Below are 22,096 nucleotides of genomic sequence, written 5' to 3' on the forward strand. Positions count from 1 at the left end.
GGAGTAACGCAAAAGGCCCGCCGTTTGGCGGGCCTTTTCATTTGTCATAGCGGACAGCTTACTTTTTCAGGCTGTCGCGGATTTCCATCAGAATATCCAACTCGGTCGGACCTGCAGGTGCCGCAGGCGCTTCGACGGCTTCTTCTTTTTTCGCGGTTGCGTCTTTGATGCGGTTCACTTGTTTGACCAGCATGAACACAACGAATGCGATGATCAGGAAGTTGATCACAGCCATCAGGAACGACCCGTAGGCAAAGACCGCAGCGCCTGCCTCGCGTGCCGCATCAAGGCTGGCCCCAGCTGGAACATCGCCGCTCAGCACGACGTAGAGGTTAGAGAAATCGATGCCGCCGATGATCAGACCGATGATAGGGTTGATCAGATCGGCAACGAGCGATGATACTATGGCCGTGAATGCGGCGCCGACGATGATACCAACGGCCATATCCATGACATTGCCTTTGGAGATAAAATCTTTGAATTCATTTAGCATTGTATGCCCCCAATTTTCGCTGCCCACGCATAGGTTGTTTTCCTGCGCGGGTGCGCACAGGTATATCCTACCTTGGGGATGTTTCTATGCATATTTTTACAGTGTAAGGATGAGCAGTAGAATTCATTTACCATAGGGTATTCCAATGGCCGATCTCTCTGATTTCCTCGTCACAAAACGCTGGCCCGCGCAAAATCCTGACATTCTGCAGGTTTATGCCTTCGGCACGCCCAATGGCCGTAAAGTCCCGATCGCGCTCGAAGAGATGGGGATCGAGTATGAATACCACTCCACGGGTGGTCTGTCGGATGACATCATGCGCAGCCCCGAATTTCTGTCGCTGAGCCCGAACAACAAAATCCCCGCGATCCTTGACCCGAATGGGCCTGACGGAACCCCGCTCGGTCTGTTCGAGAGCGGCGCGATTCTGCAATACCTTGCAGAGAAGTCGGGCAAGTTCGCGGGCACCACGGCCTCCGAGAAGTTCACCGTTTATCAATGGCTGATGTGGCAGATGGGCGGCGCGGGTCCGATGTTTGGGCAGCTCGGCTTCTTCTACAAATTCGCCGGTGCAAAGATGGAAGACCCTACTGCCCGCGACCGTTATATCACTGAATCCAAACGTCTTTTGAACGTGCTGAATACGCAGTTGAACAAACACGATTGGGTGGCTGGTGACTATTCGATTGCGGATATGGCAATCGTGCCGTGGCTCACCACGCTGGACTACTACGGCGCGCGTGATGTTTTGGGCTGGTCTGATTTCACCAACGTCGTGGACTACGAAAAACGGTTTTACGACCGCCCAGCCGTTCAGCGCGCGCTAGAGCGTATGGCCTAAACGACCCTCTGGCGGCGCATGCGATAGACCTGCGCTGCCAACCCCAACAGTCCGACAGTCTGCGCCATGTCGCGGATCATCTTTACGTCGCGCTTTAGACCTTCTGCCCAGCCGAACTTTGCCCCCTTGAGCGGGCTTTCCACTTCGGGCCACTGCACAATTGCTATACGGGCGGATTGGCGGATCAGGAGGCTGTTCATAAACACCTCCAAACCGAACTTCGGCAGCGCCCGCATCGCATCGATCTGATCGATCAGCAACCCGCGCGGCATCACCCGTTCACCCGAAATATAATCAATGCCGATCCAGTGCCACGGTCGCGGCGCATTGGCCCGCAGGCTTATCGTGATATCCGCCTTGCCCTGTTGAACAGGCGCGATCAGCGCGGTCAGGTGCGAGGCGTCCAGGCCCAGCAAATCCGCATCCACGAACATCAGCGTGTCACCCGTCGCAGCCTCAATCCCGACGGTGACGGCCCATGTCTTGCCCTTGTTCTGGGGCAGTTCGATCAGGCGAACGCCGTCGATCCCCTTGACCACCTCCGCCGTGCCATCCGATGACCCGTCATCCACAACGATCACCTCATTGATCAGCGGATGACCGACGACTGACTGCAATACGGCCTCAATGCGACTAGCCTCATTGTAGGCGGGGATGATGCAGCTGAGTTTAGTCATTCAGAGGCCTGTGATCTGCCGCGCAGATACCAAACAACAACGCCTACGGCGATGAGGGCTGCAAGGATCAGTGTGGCGCGGAAAATGTAATTATCGATGGTCGAATAGGCGTAGCCGAACATGTAGCCGATCACGACGAACAGCAACGTTTTCGGTAATGTGCCCAAGAGGTTCCAACCGAGGAATGCGCCAAACGGCATCTTGCCCGTTCCCGCGGCGAATAGCACCGCTGCCCCCGCCGAATGGGTGAGCTTCCCGATCAAAAGCGTCCGTCCGCCTGTGTCGCGAAAGTGATCCTTGAGCCCATTTCGGCGACTGCGGTTCAACCCCAGCCGCACCTGCCACCGACCAGGGAGCGTCTTTGGCCCCCAACGGCCCAGCGCGTAGATGGCCGCGTCACCGACCAGATCGCCCAGCACGCAAATGACATAGACCGCATAGAGGTTCAGCAACCCGAGCGAGGCCACATAGGCCGCGATTACCGTCACAATCGGGCCTTCCAGAACCGTCACGGGCGCAAGCAGCCAAAGGCCGTGCGCCTGAACAAGCGATTGGATCGTCGAGAGGTCCATTCTTAGCTTTCGGTCGTTGTGTCCACGGCGTCCGAGGACATCGAGTTGCCGCGCCATTCGAACCCTTTTCCGCGCCATCCCGCTACCCAAAGGGCAGGGATCATCGCGTCGCGCATGATCCACGTCACGATGTCGCGTGGTTTCGCGGGCCATCCCGCACGGCGGGCCAAGAGATATTCGAGGCCGAACCACAGGATTGGCAGGGCCAAGAGGCTCGCCCAATTCAGGGTGCCGTCAAGGGTCAGCAACAGCGTCAAAAGCATCGGCACCGCAATCCCCGATAGGACCTCAGCGGCGTAGAGGGCAGGGAACCCCATGCGGCGCACCTTGGCCCAACGAACCTGACGGGTCCAAACGCTTTGCCAATCACGGGACCCGATGGGCTGAGGTAGGAGGCTGCCCAAGAGACGGACTTTTAGACCAGCTTTGCGGACAACTTTGGTTGATGCGACGTCTTCGGCCATGTCACGACCCAAGGTGATCAGCCCGCCCGCGTTTTCCAGAATATCCCGACGCCAGAACAGCATTTTGCCCTGAGCGTAACCATTGCCGAAGACGTCGGAGGAGAGCTGCCAGCGGCCTTGATAGGTGTTGAGGAACGCGGCCTCCAGATCGCCCCACAGGTTCGTTGCGCGTATGCCAGACGGGGGCGAGGTGACAAGGCCCGTGCCTTCGGTCCAGCGGGAAAAGAGGCGCTGGATATAGTCATGTGGCAACAACACGTTGCTATCGGCCATCAAGATGTAATCATGTTCTGCCGCTGCCCAACCTTTGACGAGGTTATTCAGCTTTGGATTGCCCGACAGGCGGTCATCACCGATCAAAAACGTCGCGTTGACCTCGGGGTGCGCTTCGATCAACCGATTGACCAGTGGAACCACGGGGTCATTGGCGTCAGAGCAGCAAAAGATGATCTGGAGCGGCCCGCGATAGCTCGACCGGAACGTGGTGCGGAGAGTGTCTTCAAGGTTGTTCTCCAACCCACATACTGGCCGCAGCACCGTCACGCCTGGGTTTCCCGAGATCACGGATTTCTGGAGCGAGCGTTCCGTCGCCCAAAGCGCTGCGCCAACGGACGCAACCTGCAACGCCGATGTCGCGCCCAAAAGGCCAACCGCCAGTCCTGTCAGAATATCGGTCATGCGCGTGCCGTGACTGAAGCATCGCTGCGTGTCGCAGCCCGAGCCTCTTTGCGGGCCAGTGCGCTGTGTGCCGACCAATCGAGCATCATCAACTGACCGCTGGCCGTCTCAGCAAGAGCGGTGCAGTTTTCAGTCCAATCGCCGCAGTTCGCATAGATGATGCCGTGATCATCGTGCAGCGCAGATTGGTGGAAGTGCCCACAGACGATGCCGTCGGCTTCATGCGTTCGCGCCAGATCGGCCAGACGGATTTGAAACGATTCATTGGCGCGTACCATACGGTTCCCAAAGGCGACCAAACGATCAACCCCGCACCAGTCTTGGCGCCCAAAGGCATTCAGGCCACGGTTCACCAGCAATTGCACGCCGCGCAGCAGGTTTTCGGCATGAGCGCCAAGTTTCGACAACACAGGCGCCTTACGTTCGAACAGGTCGACACAGTCGCCGTGAATGACGAGGAACTTCGTGCCGTTCGACGTGGTGTGATAAACGTAGTCAGCAACAGTTAGGTTGCCAAAGTATTCGCCAAAGTAATGACGGAAGAATTCATCGTGGTTGCCGGGGGTGTAAACGATCCGCACGCCAGACCGCATCCGATCCAGCAGCAGGTTCACGATCTTATGGTGAACAGGTTTCCAGTTCGACCCAATCGGCCGCCAGATATCAAAGATATCACCAACCAAGTAAATCGTATCAGCAACGTGGCATTCGAGGAACGACAGCAGGGCGTCTGCTTGGCAGCTATGGGCGCCTAGGTGCATGTCCGAAATAAAGAGCGATGGAAAATAGCGTTGGCCGGGTTGGATGCGCTTTGGCGTTTGGTCTTTGGTCGCGATGGTGCCCAGCACCTCTTTGACCAGATCAGCCGGAAATCCTGCAAAAGCGTCAAAGCCGTTCGTCGAATGTTTTGTCATAGTACGACGCCTCAAGTGTCGAAAATATACGCAGACGCTTAAATGGCTAATGTGACAGCTACGTTTCGATGAGCCGGAAAAACATCTTCAGACTGAAATTTCTCTAATCTGCACAATGAAACGCCGATCCCTGTCGTTTCCGTCGAAAATTATACAAAAAAGTAAGGCCGCACCTTTCGGCACGGCCTCTGTCATTCAACGTGGGTTTTGGTATCAGAGCGCGGCGTTTGCTGCTGCGCGAATGGCGCGAATGTTATCGCCGTAAACCTCTGGTGCGTGGACAGAACCACCTTTGAACACCGCCGACCCAGCAACGAGCGAATCCGCACCCGCAGCAGCCACGAGCGGCGCAGTGTTCACATCAACGCCGCCATCGACCTGAATGTGGATTTCGCGGTCGCCGATCATCTGACGGACTTTGCGGACTTTCTCGACGCCCGAATGGATGAACTTCTGACCGCCAAAACCTGGGTTCACCGTCATCACCAGAACCATGTCGACCATGTCCAAAAGGTATTCGACCGCCTCGGCAGGGGTGGCTGGGTTCAGCGCCACGCCAGCCTTAACGCCTTGGGCTTTGATCGCCTGAATGGTGCGGTGAATATGCGGGCCAGCCTCGATGTGTGCGGTGATCATATCGGCACCCGCTTCGGCATAGGCTTCGATATAGGGATCGACGGGCGCGATCATCAGGTGCACGTCCATGAACGTCTTCACATGCGGGCGGAACGCTTTGACGGCAGGCGGGCCAAAGGTCAGGTTCGGGACAAAGTGACCATCCATCACGTCCACATGAACCCAGTCAGCGCCCTGCGCTTCGATGGCCTGAATTTCTTGTCCGAAATTTGCGAAATCGGCAGAGAGAATCGACGGTGCGATCTTGATCGAGCGGTCAAACGACATTGGAGTGCTTTCTTTTGCGGCAACGGCAGGGTTCTAGCGCGGAAAACGCGCAAGGTCACGCCTTCTTTGCAGGCGCGGCATCATAGCCAAAGACCTGTTACAACGACTGTGTTAAACTGCGGATATGAATGTGATTGTGCTTCGCCATAAAGAGTTCCTGCCCGCCGATTTGGCGTGCCAATTGTCACGCGCCATGCTGACGAGCCAGCGGCCCACGGCGCTGCACACCCATGATTTTCCCGAACTGATCTGGGTGCAAAACGGTCGTATCCGTGAATATGGACCCAAAGGGCATACCGATCACAAAGAGGGCACGCTCTTGTTTGTGCGGCCCACCCATGCCCATGCCCTTCAGGGTAAGGGCGAAGACGCGATGGTCGTGTCGATTGCCTTTGACCCAAAGGTGATTGAGGCGATCGGGCAGCAATATCCGCAGGTTGCTAACCGTTTCTTTTGGGGGAACTCTGAGCGGCCAGAAACCTACACCCGCGACATGCAGCAGATGGCAGACCTTAACCGCGCTGCCGTGCGGCTCGAGCGTCGCAATGGCACCGCACTCGATGCAACGGCGTTTCTCTTGCCGCTCTTATCCGAATTGATCGACGAAACCGTTTCGCTCGCCGCTGGTGCGCCGCGTTGGCTGGCTGACGCCTGCGCCGCCGCCCGCAATCCCGACGTGTTCCGTGATGGGGCCGCTGGGTTCGTGCGGGTCACAGGCCGCGCCCATGCCCACGTCAGCCGCACCGCGCGTCAGTTTTTGGGGCAGAGCCCGTCCGAATACGTCAACGGCATTCGTATGGACTATGCAGGGCGGCAATTGATCGGATCAACCGACAGCTTGGCCGAGATCGCCGCCGACTGTGGCATCCCCAACCTATCCCACTTCCACAAACTCTTCCTCGCCCACCACGGCATGACGCCCGCCCAATTCCGCAAAACCCGCCAACGCAACACGGTCCAACCTGTTTTGTGAGGTGGGGCGCTGCGTGATCGGGCGGTGTAAGAGGGAGAGTAGACTTAGCGACACAGCTCTTCGCTGATCGCTCTCCAAATTTAGCAGGTCATTCTTGCGTTCTTGTCCCGATGCACAGTGGCGAACTCTGATGTGGGATCGTCTGGGTTAGCAAACCGATGGCCATGTATTGCACGGTTCCCTCGCTCGATAATTTTTGATGCTTGGAGTGCGCGGCGAACCCGTTTCAGTTCGTCAACGACATTTAACAGCTTGCCTCGCTTCCAGCACTCACGCCCTCACTTCCCGCGCCAGCTTCCGAACCAGCGTTTGAGGCGGGACTGGCGTTCGGCGACGCCTGCTTCGACGCGGTCCCATTCATCACCGACTTTGTCCAAGGTCGGGTCCAGTGCCCGTTCGCGGAATTGCAGCCAGACGGCGCGTAGGAACAAGATGCCTGCCATCAGCGCGATAAAGAACACGATGTTGAACCAAGGGATGATGGTCATGTTCGGATCGTCGATGCGTTTGATCGAAATCGCGTTCGGGAACACGGTAAAGAAACGGTTCCGCCAGCCGTAGTGCGTGATGCTCACCCACTTTGGTGCTTCGGCGGTAGAGGTGTTCTCTTGGGCCTCGCCTTGCAGGTCGCGGCTGTCGAATTTGAAGTAGGGCGGCCAGATCCAGCCCGTATCTTCGTTGCGGTAAATCATCACGTCGTTGGCTTCTGCGCCACGGATGAGGCCGAACAGATAGGTCGGGCGACGCATTACGCTGATGAACTGCACATCGCGGGTCGCGCCATCAACGTTGCCGCTCTCGGCCTGTGCAAAGAAAATGCGGTTCACAGAGCTAAAGTCCTGACGGATCACCTCGGTGCCTGTGATGCGGGCGATGTCGTGTTGGGGCAGGACGTAATGCAGGAACATGCCCGCAAACAAAATCACGATGACCCGAACGCCGGTTTTCAGTTTTTGCATCTCAGCCTCAATTCGTCAGATATAAAATTGCCGTCACCAAAACGACGGGCACAACATAGACCAGCACGATCAGCTTTTTGCGAAACCCATGTTCGTATTGTGCCATGCCGTTTTCGATATAGGCGGTACGGGCGTCGCTATCACCCCCTTGATGATCCTCGGCCCATTGTTTCTCTAGTTTTTCACGACGGACAGAGCGCGAATAGACCGAGATCATGAAATACAGCAGGGTCGTGATGACGAACCAGACCACCAGCATATAGAGAAATTTCATCTTATCGGCCTCTCATCACCGCGCCCCAAGGGCCAACTAAATCAATCACATCGCGTTTTGTGGCGGGACGTGCCGTGCGCGTATCCTCGCGATGCCCGAACAGCCGATCCCGTGTGCCTGCTTTATCAACCGCATATTCGCGGGCAAGGAAATCCGCCACGTAGTCCCGTTTTTCATCGGGCCATGTGGTGTAGGCGGCATAGAACGCGTCCTTATGGCAGATAAAGAGCTGGCGAATGTCCATCGGGCAAAGCTGCGCCAAGAGCATGTTCACCAATTCCACATCGTCATGCCGCGCCGCGCGGAGCGTGTAGAAATACGCAGGGTGATTGCTGTCGATCTTGGGCCACGGCCCGCCATCTTCGGCCCAGCGCGCAAGCGCGGCGAGGCCCTGCCATTCCTCGGGCAACTGCGCCGCGTATTTTCGCCCCAGCGCCCGCAGGTCGCGACGGGTTGCGCCGACCAACCGTTCACCATGACGGCTCGCAACCTCGGCCACCATAAAGTCCATCTTTTGGTGCAGGATCGCCGCTGCATCAATGCCACGCGCATCGACCAGAGGTTCAGCTAGGTTGTGTTCCTTCAGGAACTTCGCCACCGCTGTCCGATCTGACATGTTTATCACGCGGATCGGGAAATTCCCCGCATCTGCCTGATCCGAAACGCGGATCATTGTTGGGGGCTGGTCGCCACGGAACACATAGAACCCGCCGAACATCGCAGTCCAAAAGTTCTCTTGCTCAAAAGTCATCTGGGGCAGGGTGACGGGGTTACGGGTCACATCGCCAGTTTTTTTGGCCAGCCCGATCATCTGCCCGATCAGAACGTCATCCCACCACGCGTCCTTGTCTGATTTGAACCGATCAATCATCCGCCCCAACTCTGCCGCCGTGCGGACGGTGCCAGACGTGGTGTCGGCCTCAATCTCGATCTTACGGATATCGAGAAGCTCTTCGGGCCGCGCGGCCCGATAGACCGAGTTTACCAATTCACCCGCTACCGCGTCTTGGGCGGTGAGCGCGAAAAGCTGCGGTTGGTTCGTATCGATGAACTGCCGTAAAATCCCGCGCGAGGTCGAAAATTTTGCGTTCAGGAGGGGCGCGGTTTTCTGATCGGTCGTCAGCAGGATGAACTGACGGTTCACCCCCTCGCGATTGAGGTAGAGGTCATCACCCAACTCGTCGCCAACTTCGGGCGAATAACCCGACATATCGATGTGGAACTCTGTCAGCGCGGTCGTTCTACCCGTCAGGTGCTGCAGCGCCCGATTGTAGCGGTCGACCTGCACAGGGCTATCGACGCGGATCAGATTGCCGAACATCAGGCCTTTTTCGATCAACCGATGCATCACCAGACCGCCTTTTTCCAACGCCGCACGAGGCCCATCACCGACAAGAGCATCACAGGCCCCCACAAGAGTGTAGAGATCAGCGACAAACGTCCGAAATGCACGATGGTGTCGGCGAAGTTTCCACCGAACAGTTCAGAGATCGGAAAGCCTTGGATCAGGTAAAGCACGATGAAATAGCCGATGCCCACGATCCCCATTGTTAGGGTCGACACCAGCGCAATGACCATCAGCGGCTTTATCCCCTCGGGCAGAACCTTGGCCCAGAGGCGGGGGACGAACCAACCAATTGCCGCGAGGATCAGCGCAGGGATCAAAAGATCGGTCAAACTTTGCCCTCCAGATAGCGGCGCTTGGCCTCTTCGCTGCGGCCCAGATCGCGGACCATTGCGTCAATCGCGGCCTCATCCGATTTGTCAGCGTAGCGGAATTCACTATCAGCGTAGCGGTTGATTTCCTGAAGCACCATGGCGGTGGTGATCGGCTGGCGTAGGTCCTCGATCATCGCCTTTTTGGTGTCGTAGTCCTTCCACAGGAACAGCTCTGGGTTCTCCATCCATTCGTCGGGCAGTTCAAAGTCCATCGCACGCACCTTTACCGCATCGGTGATGTTTTTGATCGCGCGGCCCGTGAACCGTTCATCGGCCTCTTGGATCGCTTTGAGGTAGCTGCCTAGTTTGGCGATGGTGTCCAATTCCCCATACAGACCCACGATGCGGTCGAACACCGATTTCAGTCCATCCTCATGCGGGCGATTGTGCCCTTCAAAGCTACGGGCCACGGCGCGTTTGATCTCTTGGGCGGAAAACAGATCGTGGTCGCCCAGCGGAATGTCGTGCCGTTTACCCAACAGCAGGGACAGAATGTCGATGTAGTCTTCGCGCGTTTGCGGCCCATCCACGAGGAACCGCGCCCCCGCCCGTTGCCGCAAGGCATCGTCGACGTTCTCAGGGTAGTTCGAGAACATCCCAAAGGTGCAGTTGCCCCGCACAACCGTATTCGCACCCGCAAAGGCCTCCATAAAGACGGCGGTGACCTCTTGCTGGCCCGCGCTCGACTGACGGTCGCCGCGTTTGCCTGCGATCTGGTCGATGTCGTCGATCGTGCCAAAGCCGATCACCGACGGGTCGAGGATCGTGTTGATAAACGCCTTAGCGTTTTGGCCCGATTTACCCTGATAGCTGTCGATATTGTCGATGCCAAAGTTCTGATACCTAAACCCATAGCCCGCCACCTGACAGTAGTCGTTCACCAACCCCGCCATCATCTGAATGAGCGTGGTTTTCCCCGTCCCGGGTTTCCCGTCCCCCATAAAGGTAAAAATGAACCCGCCGAGTTCCGCGAACGGGTTCAATCGGCGGTCAAAGTCGTAGGCCATCAGCATCTTGGCCAGCTTCATCGCCTGATACTTTGCGATGTGGTTGCCCACGACCTCATGCGGTTTCTTGAACTGCATGGTCAGCGGTGTGCCCTTGGCGCTGCGGGCAGGAGTAAAGCCGTTGATCGTGAAACCCTCGGCCTCAATCCGCCAGCTTGCCGTGGTAAACGGGTCGAGTTGCGCAGCCGTGCTGGCCCTTGCGGCGACCTTCTCCATCAGAGACTCAGCGTAGGCGAGGGTGGTCGCGACCAAACGTGACTCTGACGTGGCAAAACGGGCGATGTCTTGATCCAGCTCCCACAGCACACCTTGCAAGGCGAGCGGGGCGTTTTCGGTCAGAACCTCATCGACGCTGCCGATCTCAACCGTGTCTTCGCTGACATGTGAGGCGAGTGTGAACGACAGGTAAGACGCAAAGACTTGCAATGCGATCAGCGCCTCAGCGGTCAGAAGTTCCGAAAACTCTACTGATTTCGCGGCAGGCAATCCGCCCTGCAGGTTTGCGCGTTTTAGCTCCGCTAGACCCGTCCGCTCCTCGTATTGATCCGCGACGGCCAGCGCCACGGCGATCCCACGGCGGAGGCCTTGCAGAACGGCGGCCTGTACCGGTGAGGTCAGCCCATCCCCCGCCTCAAGCCCGTTGATCCGTTCAACCAGCCGCACCCCTTCGCTGCGGGTGGTGCGCTGTGTCACCAGGCCGGGGGTCGTGGATCGAAACGCGCGGCGTGTGCCGATGCCAGACGATTTTTCCTCGGCCACCGCGGTCGTCGCCCCGATCCGCGGCGCATGATCGAACCCTTGCAGCAGAGAGAGGGCGGCGGGGTAGTGGCTGCGGATGTCGTCTTCGCGCAGTTCCATCTGTCCGGTGGATTGGCTCATGTCTTTGGCCTCTTACTTGTAACTCAATACGCGGCCCGTCGGACTGACCACGAACTTGCGCACATCATCGAACCCGTCGGGTTTCAACTCAGCGAGCGACTGGAACGGGCGTTCAGGCATGATGATCGACCGCGCCATCGCCGTGGCCCCCGTATCCGCCCCGCGCCCCGCAAAGGGATCGATCGCGTAAATCTCGCGCTCGACCTTGCCGAACCAGCCTGATTTCACTTCTTCCACGCGGTCGCTGCGCAAGTCCTCTTCGGTCCAGACCAGCGCCCAGTCTTCGCCCACAGGCGATTTGGCCTTTTCCAGAACCTCGCGCAGAGGGCCAGTTTGCTGGGTAAAGGCGTGGGAATACATCGGGCCGATGTGGATGCGCCGCAGCCGTTTGGGGTGCAGATCGTCGAAATCTTCGTCAAAGCCTTTGGCGATGGTCAACAGTTTCAACCCGCCGACCGATTGCGCCATGAGATGCGCCATAACCTCTGGCCAGCGGCGTTCATCTTTGGGGAGGCCGACCTTGCCCGTGTCTTCTAGCTCCATCAGGTAAATTGTCGGCAGGTTGATCTGGCTGTCATAGACCGCCCAATGCAGAAAATACTGCCGCCGCCCGTCACGATCCCCGCGCCACTGAATGTCGGGATCATTGCGGGACCAGAACAAACCGCCCTTTGCCAGCTCTTCGTAATAGAGCCGTTGTGATAAGGCATATTGCAGCTTGGTCGGGATTTCTTGGTCCCCGACGATCACCCGCACCATCTGATCCTTGAGCGCCTCAACGGACGGCATATTCGCCAAATGCCGATCCGCCTGCTGCGCATCATTCGCCGCCTCAAGGAGTTCAGCATAGACGGGAAACCCGCTCTCGATCCGATCAAAGGTCAGCTTGCCCGCATGGGCGGCACGACCAGAGAAGTGGTATTTGTACCCCAAGGTCCGAAACGTCAGGTTCAACGCCACGAGGTAGCGCGCAATCGCGCTGATCTCGTGCCGCTGATAACGTCCCTCGACCTCCATCACAGCGGCCACTTTGCCCAGATACCCCGTGATCTTTTCGAACTTGTCGAAATAGCGCCGTGTGACGCGGGTATCTTCGAGCGTGAAGTGATCGAGGGTCAGGTCTGTTTTCCCGTCGCTCATCGCAGCTTACGGTTGGCCGTAGGCGTTTTTGTCGTGCTTCTCGACGATCTTTTGGAAGCGGCGCATGAACCGTTCATCGGCCTTTGCTTTTTCCTCAAGCACCTTGCGGGCAAAGACCATGTGATCCTCGTGCGATTCCAGCATGTCCGCCATTCGGCTGTTCGTCGCCGCGCCAATGGCGGCCATCGCTTGCTGGGCTTCTTTGTCGGTCTGCACGCCGATTTCGTTGATGCGGTGAGCAACGTCCTGCTGCTGCGCGGTTTTCAACGATTTCGTCAGCGCATCATACAGGACGACACGTTGGCGCGTATCGGTCATCAGCTTGTTGATCAGAACCATCTGCGTCGCCGATTGGTTCTGCAAACTGTCGAGCCACGTTTTGCCCTTTTCGATATACCGCTCCAGCGTCTGGGATTTCGCCAGTTGCACCTGTTCCTGTTGGACCAGCTCGTTGTAGCGAGAGTTCAGTTCCGCCAGTTCGCTTTCCAGCGCGGTGCGGGCTGCGGCGTCTTGCTCGACCGAGATCTTGTTTTCGAGCGCGATGATTTTGGGATCAAGCGCCAGAACATCCGCCCGCGTTTTTTCCAGCGTGCTCACGGTGGTTTCCCGTTCGGTCAGCGTTTCCGAGAGGTTACTCTCAACCTTGATCTTCTGGTCCTCAAGCACCGCCAACTGACCCTCAAGCAACTTTTGGATCACGTTGGATTTTGAAATCAGGTCTTGCAGTTTGTCGTCAATCGACGCGGTGCGCATGCGTTCCTGACGCATTGCCTCTGCTTTGCCTTTGGAAAAAATCCCGATCAGCTTTTCCATGCCTGTCTTTGACCGCATCTCGTCAAAGTCTTGCTGGAACCCAGCCGTCACATCATCGAGCCCCATAATCAGCTCTGCGATATTGGCGTTCATCGCGTCGGTCTGCGCATGAACATCGTCCAAGGTCGCGTTTTCGATATCAATCGTCACATCCGTACCCGCAGCCATTTTGCTGCGTGCGGCCTCAATGCGGGTGGTGAGTTCGGAAATCTTTGCTTGTGCGTTTACCACTTGGGTTTGGCTCTCGCGGATCTGTGTCTCAAAATCGGCCATTGTCTGCCCTCGTTAAAATACGTTGTCCTGAATGTAGGACGCCTTTGAATTGTAAATAAGACTTATTTTGCACTTTTTGAGGAAGTTGCGGCAAAAAAGAAAGGCCGGTGAAACACCGGCCCTTTTTTACATTTCTGATGCGTCCGTTTCAGGCTCTGTCGGTTTTTCCGCCAACTGATCCGCGAGGATCTCTGACAGTGGTCGATCGGCCATCAACGCCTCTTCGCCGTAGATGGCATCGGGATCGACCCGCCGCGCAGGGAGTTCTTCACCACGGTTGAAGTACTCTTCTTCGATCCGTTCGGAATCCGCCTCGCTGCGCATCACAACGCGGGTGCCGTTGGGAACCATCTCAAAGAGGTGGATAATGTCATGGTTGAACATACGAATGCAGCCGGCAGAACCAGAGTTGCCAATCGATTCCATGTCATTGGTGCCGTGGATACGGTAGTAGGTGTCGCGATCCCCACGATAGAGGTAGAGCGCGCGCGCGCCCAAGGGGCTCCGCAAACCGCCCGGAATGCCGCCCGCGAAGTCGCCATAAATTTCTGGCTCCGTGCGCAGCATATTTGCGGTAGGTGTCCAACCTGGCCATTCGACCTTGCGGTTGATCACCGTGTCACCGTTGATCGACCGCCCCAAGCGGCCCACGGCGATAGGGTATCGCCATGCGGTGCCGTCATCCATGACCCAGTAGAGAAACTTGGCATATCGATCCACTTCGATCGTGCCGGGTTTTTCGTCACCTGTGTAATAGACCAGCACGCGGCGATTAGGCTCTTCGAGGAGACGCGGGGGAACAGGCGGCAAGGCATACCCATTGTCCATCAAGAGCGCATAGCCCGGCACAACAGTCGGTGCAGGCGCGGGTTCGGGCACAGGTTCTTCGGCGCAGGCCGAAACAAAGACCAAAGCGGTCAGCGCCAAAAATGCGCGCAAGGCAGAGGATATATTCAAAATCATCTAAAACGTCCGGAATCCATTTAGGCTCTGATACCATTTCATCCGCAAAGCGCAAATTTTTCGCGGGATAATTGCATTGTTGTGATGAGGTGTGACTTAAAATGCAGGGTGGGCAATAGGGAAAAGCCTGCGTATCCTGCCCGCAACAGACCAATCACGGGGTATAATATGACCGACCGTAAAGATGCGATCAAATCTGCCGCTCAGGCGATCTTTTTGTCGTCAGGCTATGCTGCGGCGACCATTGCGCAGATTGGACGGGACAGTGCATCGACAGTTGGTTCCATCTACCATGCTTTTAAGGGTAAAGCCGCGATCGCGCGGGCGTTGCTCTTGGAGGCACGGTCCACGTGGACGATTGAGGCGTTGGGGATCACGGGCAAAGATAAACCGCGCAAAGCGATCACCGCGATGATCCAAGCCTTCCTGTTCTGGGGTCGCGATAATCCCGACCTCTTCCGCCTCCACGAAGAGCTTTCGGCCAGAGCGGTCAACGATCCTGACTTCGCCGATTTTGCCCAAGATTTAAGCGATGAGAGCGCAGCAGGCGAAGCGATCTATGCGAAATGGGCGTCCAAGGGCACGGTCAAGGATCTACCATGGCCGCTCGCCTCTGCGATCATCTATGGCCCCGCACGGGAATTTCTTTCGGCGGGTGGCGTGCCTGATGATGAAACCGTCGAGGTTCTGTCCCATGCCGCGTGGCAAGCCGTCAAAGGCGACGCTGCGCAAAAGAAGAAATCCAAACCTTAACATCGGTCTGTCGTATGAGCTTTTGGCGTGAACTCTTTGATGTCGCAGCACAAAGCGACCAAGACGACGATACCGTCCCCACCACGCCCGAGGGCAAAGTGCGCCTTTATGTCTTTGCGGGGCATTTCCCCGACGAAGAGTCGCTTCTGTCCTACTGTTTCGACCAGCCCGCCGAAGGGCTGCCTGTGCCGTTCAACCGCGATCTGACGGGGGCCTTCGTGGATGCGACCTATGTCGTCACGGGTTTTGGGGCAGGGGTCAAAGAAACGCTCGATGACTTCTTTGTCGGCGACGTCGTGGCCGAAATCCTTCTGCGGATCGGCGACGGGAATTCCGTGGTTGTCGTTTCTGAATATGCCTTTGGAGATTTCCCGTTTTCCCTCAATGACACGCCCCGATTGTCCTATTTGGGCCATTGGTTGGTCACGCGGGACTAGATCGACGGAATTATTGGTCAATCTGGCGCGAATGGACTGGACGACTGTGATTTGCCGTGGTTCACATATGATCAAATTTTTCGACCGGAGGACCAAATGCCCGAGACGAACCTGAAATCCCTACTGTCCAACCCCGCTCTCGTCCGTGAAGAAGCCTATCTCGCTGGTGAATGGGTTATGGCCCAATCGGGTGCGACCTTTGACGTGATTAACCCTGCGCGCGGTGACGTTATCGCCAAGGTCGCAGACATTTCTCGCGAAGAAACCGCCAAGGTGATTGATGCAGCCTATGATGCGCAAAAATCATGGGCGGCAAAAACGGGCAAAGAACGGGCAAAGATCCTGCGCAAATGGTTCGACCTGATGATGGAGAACCAAGAGGACCTCGCCATCATCATGACCGCTGAGCAGGGCAAACCACTGGCTGAGGCCCGTGGTGAGGTCGCCTATGGTGCGTCCTTTGTGGAATGGTTCGGCGAAGAGGCAAAACGCATCTACGGCGAAACGATCCCGGGTCACATGGCCGACAAACGCATTACCGTGATCAAACAGCCGATCGGCGTTGCTGCTGGTATCACCCCTTGGAACTTCCCCAACGCGATGATCGCGCGCAAGGTGGCTCCGGCGCTGGCTGCAGGCTGTTCGTTTGTCATTCGTCCTGCCTCGCAGACGCCGCTGTCCGCGCTCGCCATGGCGGTTCTGGCAGAACAAGCGGGCGTCCCAAAAGGCGTCTTTAGCGTTATCCCATCCGAGGACGCATCGGGTGTCGGCAAAGAGTTCTGCGAAAACTTTAAGGTGCGCAAACTAACCTTCACTGGCTCGACCCAAGTGGGCCGTATCCTGCTGCGTCAGGCGGCGGACAACGTGATGAAATGTTCGATGGAACTGGGCGGCAACGCACCGTTTATCGTGTTTGACGACGCAGACATTGACGCTGCGGTTCAAGGCGCCATCGCCTGTAAATTCCGCAACAACGGCCAGACCTGCGTCTGTGCTAACCGCATCTACGTGCAGGACGGCGTTTACGACGAATTCAGCGCGAAACTCAAAGCTGCGGTTGAAGCACTGACCGTGGGCGACGGCCTTGAGGCAGGCACCGACCTTGGCCCGCTGATCGAACCGAAAGCGGTTGAAAAAGTGCGCGAACACCTCGCGGATGCGCTGGCTAAGGGCGGCAAGGTTCTGACAGGTGGTGAGGCTGGTCCGCTGGGTGGTCAGTTCTTCTTGCCGACGATCGTATGTGACGCGACGACCGACATGAAAGTCGCGACCGAAGAAACCTTTGGCCCCTTCGCGCCGCTCTTCCGTTTCAAGGACGAAGATGACGTGATCGCCATGGCGAATGACACGATCTTTGGCCTCGCCTCTTACTTCTACGCCAATGACCTATCCCGCGTGATCAAGGTTCAAGAGGCGCTGGAATACGGCATCGTCGGTGTGAACACAGGCATCATCTCGACCGAAGTTGCGCCCTTCGGCGGCGTCAAACAATCGGGTCTTGGCCGCGAAGGCAGCCACCACGGGATTGAGGACTATCTCGAACTGAAATACATCTGCACTCAGGTGTAAAACGGACAAGGCGGTCCTGAACGGGCCGCCTTTTTTCTATCTCACAGGGTCGAACAGCGCATCATCCAGCGTGCAGTCGCGTGATACATCACCGCCGCAGCGTCGGAATTCCAGATCCTTGGTCAGGCAGATACGGACCTCTTGGATATAGCCCGACATGCAGGTCACGGTGATTTCGTTCGCATCCAAGCCATCGTTTTGATCCATGAACGCTTCTTCGATCAAGGATGCAGGCAGGCTCACCTGTCGTTCCAATTTACGGAACGCCTGCGGGATCGTCAGCGTTTCATAGGCTTCACGGGCGAGGGCATAGTAATCGGTCGAGGTTAGCCCCGAACAGACGCCGTGTTTGTTCCACTGATACCACGCGAGGCCCGATGTCCCCATAATGTCCGCCATCGCTTCGGTCTGGCGGCGGGTCGGGGCAGGGATCGTGGTGCGGCAATAGTCAGGCCAGCCCGTTTCATACTGCGGCCAAAGCCCGTGTAGAACCCAGCCGAAATCCTCGCTCTCGTCACATTGCGGCGAGTCGCGACCGTCCCCTTCGAGGGCGCACCAATTGGGCGACCACGACAGCGACATCACATAATAATCAAAATCTCCGGCCGTTCCGTCCGCCTGCGCAACAAGCGGAGATAGGCCCAAAGCCAGTGCCAATACAGTCTTTCGCATAATTTAGTCTTTTCTATTGCTTTTGCCCCGACTATATACGGTCCGAGTTCCCCGACAATGTGAACTGGGCCGAAAATTCCGGCTCGCCTTCGAAAGAAGGCAGCGGGGAAGATTTGCGTTAGGAGACAAACCATGTCCGACAAACCAATTATGGCGAAAGCCACCGCCGTCTGGCTGATCGACAACACCACGATCAGCTTTAAACAGATTGCCGATTTCGTCGGTATGCACGAGCTGGAAATTCAGGGCATCGCTGACGGCGATGTGGCTCCTGGTGTGAAAGGTTTTGACCCTGTGTCGAATAACCAGCTCACCGAAGACGAGATCAAAGCGGCAGAGGCTAACCCGCTTCACAAACTGAAGCTGAAGTTCAACCCTGCTGCTTCGGGCGAAGAAAAACGCCGTGGCCCGCGCTACACTCCGCTGTCCAAACGTCAGGACCGTCCGAACTCGATCCTTTGGTTGGTGAAATTCCACCCAGAACTGTCGGACGCTCAGATTGCGAAACTGGTTGGCACCACCAAGCCGACGATCCAAGCGATCCGCGAACGCACCCACTGGAACATTGCGAACATGCAGCCGATCGATCCGGTGGCACTTGGCCTGTGTAAACAGTCTGAACTCGACGGCATGGTGCAAAAGGCAAACGCGAAACGCGCGGCCGAAGGCACTGCAATGACCGATGACGAGCGTCGCAAACTGGTGTCGACCGAACAGTCGCTCGATATGCCTGCAGAGCCGAAAATCCCGACCGCGATTTCTGGTCTGGAAACCTTCACTCTTGGTGACGGCGGCCTCGGCAACGACCCGCGTGATGACGAAGAAACCGATTTCTCGGATGCTGATAGCTTCTTCAACCTGCCGGGTGGCAATGACGACGAAGACGAAGACGACAAATAAGGTCGCCTGATCGAAATACAAAAAGCCCCGCAATTTGCGGGGCTTTTTTGTTGTGTCCTACAGACTTCGCCGCGCCCTAAGCGCTGCCGTGATCGTTCCATCGTCAAGGTAATCCAGCTCCCCACCCACGGGCACACCTTGGGCCAGCGATGTGACCGTCACATCGGGCAATTGGTCAGCGATGTAATGCGCCGTGGTCTGACCATCGATCGTTGCAGAGAGCGCGAGGATGACCTCGGTCACAGCCTCGGACGTCACACGGTCGAGGAGCTTGGGAATACGCAAATCCTCTGGCCCGACCGCATCGAGCGCCGACAACGTCCCGCCGAGCACGTGATAACGCCCTTTGAACACGCCAGAACGCTCCATCGCCCAGAGGTCAGCGACATCTTCAACGATGCAAATCTCACCATTGGCGCGCCGCTCGTCCTGACAGATCGGACAAATATCGGCAGTGTCGATGTTCCCGCAGTTCAAACATTCCTTCGCCGATTGGCCGACCCGTGTCATCGCGTCGGCCAATGGGATCAAATGCTGTTTGCGTTTTTTAATCAGGTGCAGGACAGCACGCCGCGCCGACCGAGGGCCAAGCCCCGGTAGCTTTGACAGAAGGCCGATCAGGTCTTCGATATCCTGCGGACCCTGAGCCAATTTTAGAACGGCATCTTAAAGTCGGCGGGCAGGCCCAGACCTTGGGTGATCTTTGCCATTTCCTCTTGGGCGCGTTCACCCGCTTTGGTCTGCGCGTCTTTGACTGCCGCGAGGATCAGGTCCTCAACCATTTCCTTGTCGTCAGCCGAAAAAATCGACGGATCGATATCCAGAGCCTTCAGCTCGCCCTTTGCCGTTGCGGTCGCTTTGACCAGACCGGCGCCCGCTTCGCCCGTGACCGTGATGTTTTTCAGGTCATCCTGCATCTGGGTCATTTTGGTCTGCATTTCTTGTGCGGTTTTCATCATCTTGGCCATATCGCCAAGACCGCCCATTCCTTTGAACATGTTACTTCCTCTGACTAAGGATGCGCCGTGCGGCGCGGGTGATTGTATAAACGGTAAGCGCCGCTGCAAAGGCCGTTGCGACATAAGGCGGCGCAAGGCAGCCCTCTCTTGTGGCCCGTGCCCAGATGCCTAGGTGATCCGTTGCCCATAGGCGATGCGATACGAACATTAGCAGGAACGACGAGGCAAGGATCCCAGCCATCTGCAAGGCTATATGCCGGAATACTGATCCCGCCAATGCGATGACGATCATTATGAACAACAGCGGGTTGGTCAGCGTATAGAGCGGTTCTGACCAAATGGTCACATCAATCCCGGGCGACCACAGCGGCCGCACCTGTTGACAAACTTCGGCAAAGGCAGGCGCGGGCAGTGCCGCTAGGATCAATCCTCTTCGAAGGGGTCCCATTCATCTTCCACTTCTTGCAGAGCTTCAACCTGCGCCTCTTGGGCGAGGTCGGCAGCCGTCCGAACTTCGGTAATTTTGGCTTTCGGAAAGGCAGCGAGGACGGCTTGCACCATCGGCAATGTCGTGGCCTCGGCCTTTTTGGCGTTTTCTTCGGCAGCACGCACTTCGGCAACTGTCGGAGCGCCACCCTCATTCACGAGGATCACCGCCCAGCGGTTCCCCGTCCACGCTTGCAACCGCGATCCGAGCCGCTGTGCCAAATCGCTGGGCGCATCATCCGCGGGTTGGAATTCGATACGACCGGGTTGGTAACGGGCAAGACGGATGTAGTTCTCGGCCTCAACGAGCAGTTTCACATCGCGGTGCGCGCGGATCAGTTCCAGCACGGATTCAAACGTCGCATAGCGTGCCAACGCATGTTCCGCCAACTCTGGCGCGGCTTGCGACACAGGACCGCTCGGCCCGTTGTGGGTTGGGGTGTGCTGCGATCCATAGGCGTTTGTCGTGCCGCCAGCGGGCGCAGGGCGCGCACCGCCACCACCTCCACCACCGTTCGGACGGGGCGGGGGCGCGGTGTTCGCAATCTTCCGCAACAGCTCGTCGGGCGTTGGCAGGTCCGCCACATGGGTCATGCGGATCACAGCCATTTCTGCCGCCATCATTGCGTTCGGGGCCTGAGACACCTCATCAATCGCCTTGAGCAGCATCTGCCACATGCGCGTCATCACCCGCATCGGCAGGGTCGCAGCGGCAGCTTGACCACGGGCGCGTTCATCAGGGGACACGGTTGGGTCTTCGGCGGCATCAGGAGTGATTTTGATCACCGAGACCCAATGGGTGATCTCTGCCAAATCGCGCAGGATCGCCATCGGGTCCGCGCCATCGGAATATTGCGTCGACAGCTCTGCCAAGGCCTCTGCCGCATCACCGCGCAGGATCATGTCAAAGAGGTCAAACACACGCCCACGGTCCGCCAAACCGAGCATCGCTCGCACCTGATCCGCCGTGGTTTCCCCTGCACCATGCGAAATCGCCTGATCCAAAAGGGACGTCGCATCCCGTGCCGACCCTTCGGCGGCGCGGGTGATCAGCGCGAGCGCATCATCGGTGATCTCTGCGCCTTCGCTGCTGGCGATCTTGCGCAAGAGCGCGATCATCACTTCGGGTTCGATACGGCGCAGGTCAAACCGCTGACAGCGGGACAGAACCGTCACCGGAACCTTGCGGATTTCCGTGGTCGCAAAGATGAATTTGACGTGGGCGGGCGGTTCCTCAAGCGTCTTCAAGAGCGCGTTGAACGCGCCCGTCGACAGCATGTGAACTTCGTCGATGATGTAGACTTTGTAGCGGGCCGAGGCAGCGCGGTAGTGGACCGAGTCGATGATCTCGCGGATGTTGGCGACGCCTGTGTTCGATGCCGCGTCCATCTCGATGACGTCGACATGGCGACCTTCCATGATGGCGGTGCAGTGTTCGCACTGGCCGCAAGGTTCGGTCGTAGGACCTCCCTGACCATCAAGGCCAACACAGTTCATGCCTTTCGCGATAATCCGCGCAGTCGTGGTTTTACCCGTCCCGCGGATACCTGTCATGATAAAGGCTTGCGCGATCCGCCCTGCCTCAAACGCATTCTTGAGCGTGCGCACCATCGCGTCTTGACCGACGAGGTCGGCAAACGTTTCGGGGCGGTATTTACGGGCAAGAACCTGATAGCCGGCTTGGGGCGTGTCGGTCATGTATTCCTCAATCGTCTAGTTCCCCCAACCTAGGGGCAGAGGGGCGCGGCGTCCAGCACGCAGGATGCAACTATCGGGTT

At 57.4% G+C, this 22,096-nt stretch carries 25 protein-coding genes; 6 read left to right on the forward strand and 19 right to left on the reverse strand.

From position 1 onward, the window contains the following. Positions 1 to 58: 58 nt before the first annotated feature. Positions 59 to 493: a large conductance mechanosensitive channel protein MscL gene (mscL, locus tag BSK21_RS02975; RefSeq protein ID WP_067549893.1), complete on the reverse strand. Its 435-nt coding sequence runs from the start codon at positions 491 to 493 to the stop codon at positions 59 to 61. Positions 494 to 638: 145 nt separating this feature from the next. Between mscL and BSK21_RS02980 the strand changes: the two genes are divergently transcribed. Beyond that, positions 639 to 1,334, forward strand: coding sequence for a glutathione S-transferase N-terminal domain-containing protein (locus tag BSK21_RS02980; RefSeq protein WP_067549892.1), 696 nt, complete (start codon positions 639 to 641; stop codon positions 1,332 to 1,334). Here BSK21_RS02980 and BSK21_RS02985 read toward each other — a convergent pair. The 5 genes from BSK21_RS02985 to rpe form a co-directional block, all read right to left on the reverse strand. Further along, positions 1,331 to 2,011: a glycosyltransferase family 2 protein gene (locus BSK21_RS02985; RefSeq protein WP_067549891.1), complete on the reverse strand. Its 681-nt coding sequence runs from the start codon at positions 2,009 to 2,011 to the stop codon at positions 1,331 to 1,333. The genes BSK21_RS02980 and BSK21_RS02985 overlap by 4 nt on opposite strands. Further along, a complete protein-coding gene (locus tag BSK21_RS02990; RefSeq protein WP_231924785.1) occupies positions 2,008 to 2,640 on the reverse strand; it encodes a DedA family protein in 633 nt (210 codons plus the stop codon). Before BSK21_RS02990 ends, BSK21_RS02985 begins: the two co-directional genes overlap by 4 nt. After that, positions 2,586 to 3,725 (reverse strand): ceramide glucosyltransferase, encoded by a 1,140-nt coding sequence (locus BSK21_RS02995; protein ID WP_067549885.1) that lies wholly within the window; start codon positions 3,723 to 3,725, stop codon positions 2,586 to 2,588. The genes BSK21_RS02990 and BSK21_RS02995 overlap by 55 nt, the downstream gene beginning before the upstream one ends. Then, positions 3,722 to 4,639 (reverse strand): UDP-2,3-diacylglucosamine diphosphatase, encoded by a 918-nt coding sequence (locus tag BSK21_RS03000; protein ID WP_082959419.1) that lies wholly within the window; start codon positions 4,637 to 4,639, stop codon positions 3,722 to 3,724. The genes BSK21_RS02995 and BSK21_RS03000 overlap by 4 nt, the downstream gene beginning before the upstream one ends. A gap of 213 nt (positions 4,640 to 4,852) precedes the next feature. Further along, positions 4,853 to 5,542 carry a ribulose-phosphate 3-epimerase gene (gene rpe / locus BSK21_RS03005; protein ID WP_067549883.1) on the reverse strand — a complete coding sequence of 230 codons (690 nt, stop codon included), beginning with the start codon at positions 5,540 to 5,542 and terminating at the stop codon, positions 4,853 to 4,855. 124 nt (positions 5,543 to 5,666) lie between these two features. Here rpe and BSK21_RS03010 point away from each other — a divergent pair, with 124 nt between their 5' ends. After that, positions 5,667 to 6,515 carry a helix-turn-helix domain-containing protein gene (locus BSK21_RS03010; RefSeq protein WP_074038951.1) on the forward strand — a complete coding sequence of 283 codons (849 nt, stop codon included), beginning with the start codon at positions 5,667 to 5,669 and terminating at the stop codon, positions 6,513 to 6,515. A gap of 278 nt (positions 6,516 to 6,793) precedes the next feature. Here the strand turns inward: BSK21_RS03010 and BSK21_RS03015 are convergent, their stop codons facing one another. The 8 genes from BSK21_RS03015 to BSK21_RS03050 all read right to left on the reverse strand — a co-directional run bounded on the left by BSK21_RS03015 (position 6,794) and on the right by BSK21_RS03050 (position 14,542). Beyond that, positions 6,794 to 7,474 carry a DUF1523 family protein gene (locus BSK21_RS03015; protein ID WP_067549881.1) on the reverse strand — a complete coding sequence of 227 codons (681 nt, stop codon included), beginning with the start codon at positions 7,472 to 7,474 and terminating at the stop codon, positions 6,794 to 6,796. A gap of 7 nt (positions 7,475 to 7,481) precedes the next feature. After that, entirely contained in the window at positions 7,482 to 7,748 is a 267-nt protein-coding gene (locus BSK21_RS03020) for a hypothetical protein (RefSeq protein ID WP_067549879.1), read from the reverse strand. A 1-nt stretch (position 7,749) separates the two neighbouring features. After that, positions 7,750 to 9,096, reverse strand: a complete 1,347-nt coding sequence (locus BSK21_RS03025; protein ID WP_067549876.1) for a DUF6638 family protein — start codon at positions 9,094 to 9,096, stop codon at positions 7,750 to 7,752. Further along, a complete protein-coding gene (locus BSK21_RS03030) occupies positions 9,096 to 9,425 on the reverse strand; it encodes a hypothetical protein (RefSeq protein ID WP_067549873.1) in 330 nt (109 codons plus the stop codon). Before BSK21_RS03030 ends, BSK21_RS03025 begins: the two co-directional genes overlap by 1 nt. Continuing rightward, complete coding sequence (locus BSK21_RS03035; RefSeq protein WP_067549869.1) at positions 9,422 to 11,353, reverse strand: ATP-binding protein; 1,932 nt, start codon at positions 11,351 to 11,353, stop codon at positions 9,422 to 9,424. The genes BSK21_RS03030 and BSK21_RS03035 overlap by 4 nt, the downstream gene beginning before the upstream one ends. Positions 11,354 to 11,365: 12 nt before the next feature. Next, positions 11,366 to 12,493: a hypothetical protein gene (locus BSK21_RS03040; RefSeq protein WP_067549867.1), complete on the reverse strand. Its 1,128-nt coding sequence runs from the start codon at positions 12,491 to 12,493 to the stop codon at positions 11,366 to 11,368. Between the two features lie 6 nt (positions 12,494 to 12,499). Then, a complete protein-coding gene (locus BSK21_RS03045; RefSeq protein WP_067549864.1) occupies positions 12,500 to 13,579 on the reverse strand; it encodes a hypothetical protein in 1,080 nt (359 codons plus the stop codon). A gap of 126 nt (positions 13,580 to 13,705) precedes the next feature. Further along, the gene (locus tag BSK21_RS03050; RefSeq protein ID WP_067549862.1) at positions 13,706 to 14,542 is read right to left on the reverse strand and encodes a L,D-transpeptidase; all 837 of its coding nucleotides are present in this window, start codon (positions 14,540 to 14,542) and stop codon (positions 13,706 to 13,708) included. Between the two features lie 168 nt (positions 14,543 to 14,710). On the opposite strand from BSK21_RS03050, the gene BSK21_RS03055 reads away from it, so the two are divergent. The 3 genes from BSK21_RS03055 (at position 14,711) to BSK21_RS03065 (ending at position 17,301) form a co-directional block, all read left to right on the forward strand. Further along, a complete protein-coding gene (locus tag BSK21_RS03055; RefSeq protein WP_067549860.1) occupies positions 14,711 to 15,295 on the forward strand; it encodes a TetR/AcrR family transcriptional regulator in 585 nt (194 codons plus the stop codon). A gap of 14 nt (positions 15,296 to 15,309) precedes the next feature. Next, complete coding sequence (locus BSK21_RS03060; protein WP_067549858.1) at positions 15,310 to 15,732, forward strand: hypothetical protein; 423 nt, start codon at positions 15,310 to 15,312, stop codon at positions 15,730 to 15,732. Between the two features lie 96 nt (positions 15,733 to 15,828). Further along, positions 15,829 to 17,301, forward strand: a complete 1,473-nt coding sequence (locus BSK21_RS03065; protein ID WP_067549857.1) for an NAD-dependent succinate-semialdehyde dehydrogenase — start codon at positions 15,829 to 15,831, stop codon at positions 17,299 to 17,301. Between the two features lie 36 nt (positions 17,302 to 17,337). On the opposite strand, the gene BSK21_RS03070 is transcribed toward BSK21_RS03065, so the two are convergent. After that, positions 17,338 to 17,973 (reverse strand): ribonuclease T2, encoded by a 636-nt coding sequence (locus BSK21_RS03070; RefSeq protein ID WP_067549856.1) that lies wholly within the window; start codon positions 17,971 to 17,973, stop codon positions 17,338 to 17,340. Between the two features lie 132 nt (positions 17,974 to 18,105). On the opposite strand from BSK21_RS03070, the gene BSK21_RS03075 reads away from it, so the two are divergent. Beyond that, a complete protein-coding gene (locus BSK21_RS03075; protein WP_067549854.1) occupies positions 18,106 to 18,873 on the forward strand; it encodes a DUF1013 domain-containing protein in 768 nt (255 codons plus the stop codon). A gap of 57 nt (positions 18,874 to 18,930) precedes the next feature. Here BSK21_RS03075 and recR read toward each other — a convergent pair whose 3' ends face one another. From recR to BSK21_RS03095, 4 genes are read right to left on the reverse strand one after another with little or no spacing between them, the layout of a single operon-like run. Further along, a complete protein-coding gene (recR, locus tag BSK21_RS03080; protein ID WP_067549850.1) occupies positions 18,931 to 19,524 on the reverse strand; it encodes a recombination mediator RecR in 594 nt (197 codons plus the stop codon). A 2-nt stretch (positions 19,525 to 19,526) separates the two neighbouring features. After that, a complete protein-coding gene (locus tag BSK21_RS03085) occupies positions 19,527 to 19,871 on the reverse strand; it encodes a YbaB/EbfC family nucleoid-associated protein (RefSeq protein WP_067549847.1) in 345 nt (114 codons plus the stop codon). A 1-nt stretch (position 19,872) separates the two neighbouring features. Then, the gene (locus tag BSK21_RS03090) at positions 19,873 to 20,280 is read right to left on the reverse strand and encodes a hypothetical protein (protein WP_156529574.1); all 408 of its coding nucleotides are present in this window, start codon (positions 20,278 to 20,280) and stop codon (positions 19,873 to 19,875) included. Next, positions 20,256 to 22,016: a DNA polymerase III subunit gamma/tau gene (locus BSK21_RS03095; protein ID WP_067549841.1), complete on the reverse strand. Its 1,761-nt coding sequence runs from the start codon at positions 22,014 to 22,016 to the stop codon at positions 20,256 to 20,258. The genes BSK21_RS03090 and BSK21_RS03095 overlap by 25 nt, the downstream gene beginning before the upstream one ends. Positions 22,017 to 22,096: the final 80 nt, after the last annotated feature.

Origin of the sequence: Marivivens sp. JLT3646 (assembly GCF_001908835.1) — a bacterium.
Lineage (GTDB): Bacteria > Pseudomonadota > Alphaproteobacteria > Rhodobacterales > Rhodobacteraceae > Marivivens > Marivivens geojensis.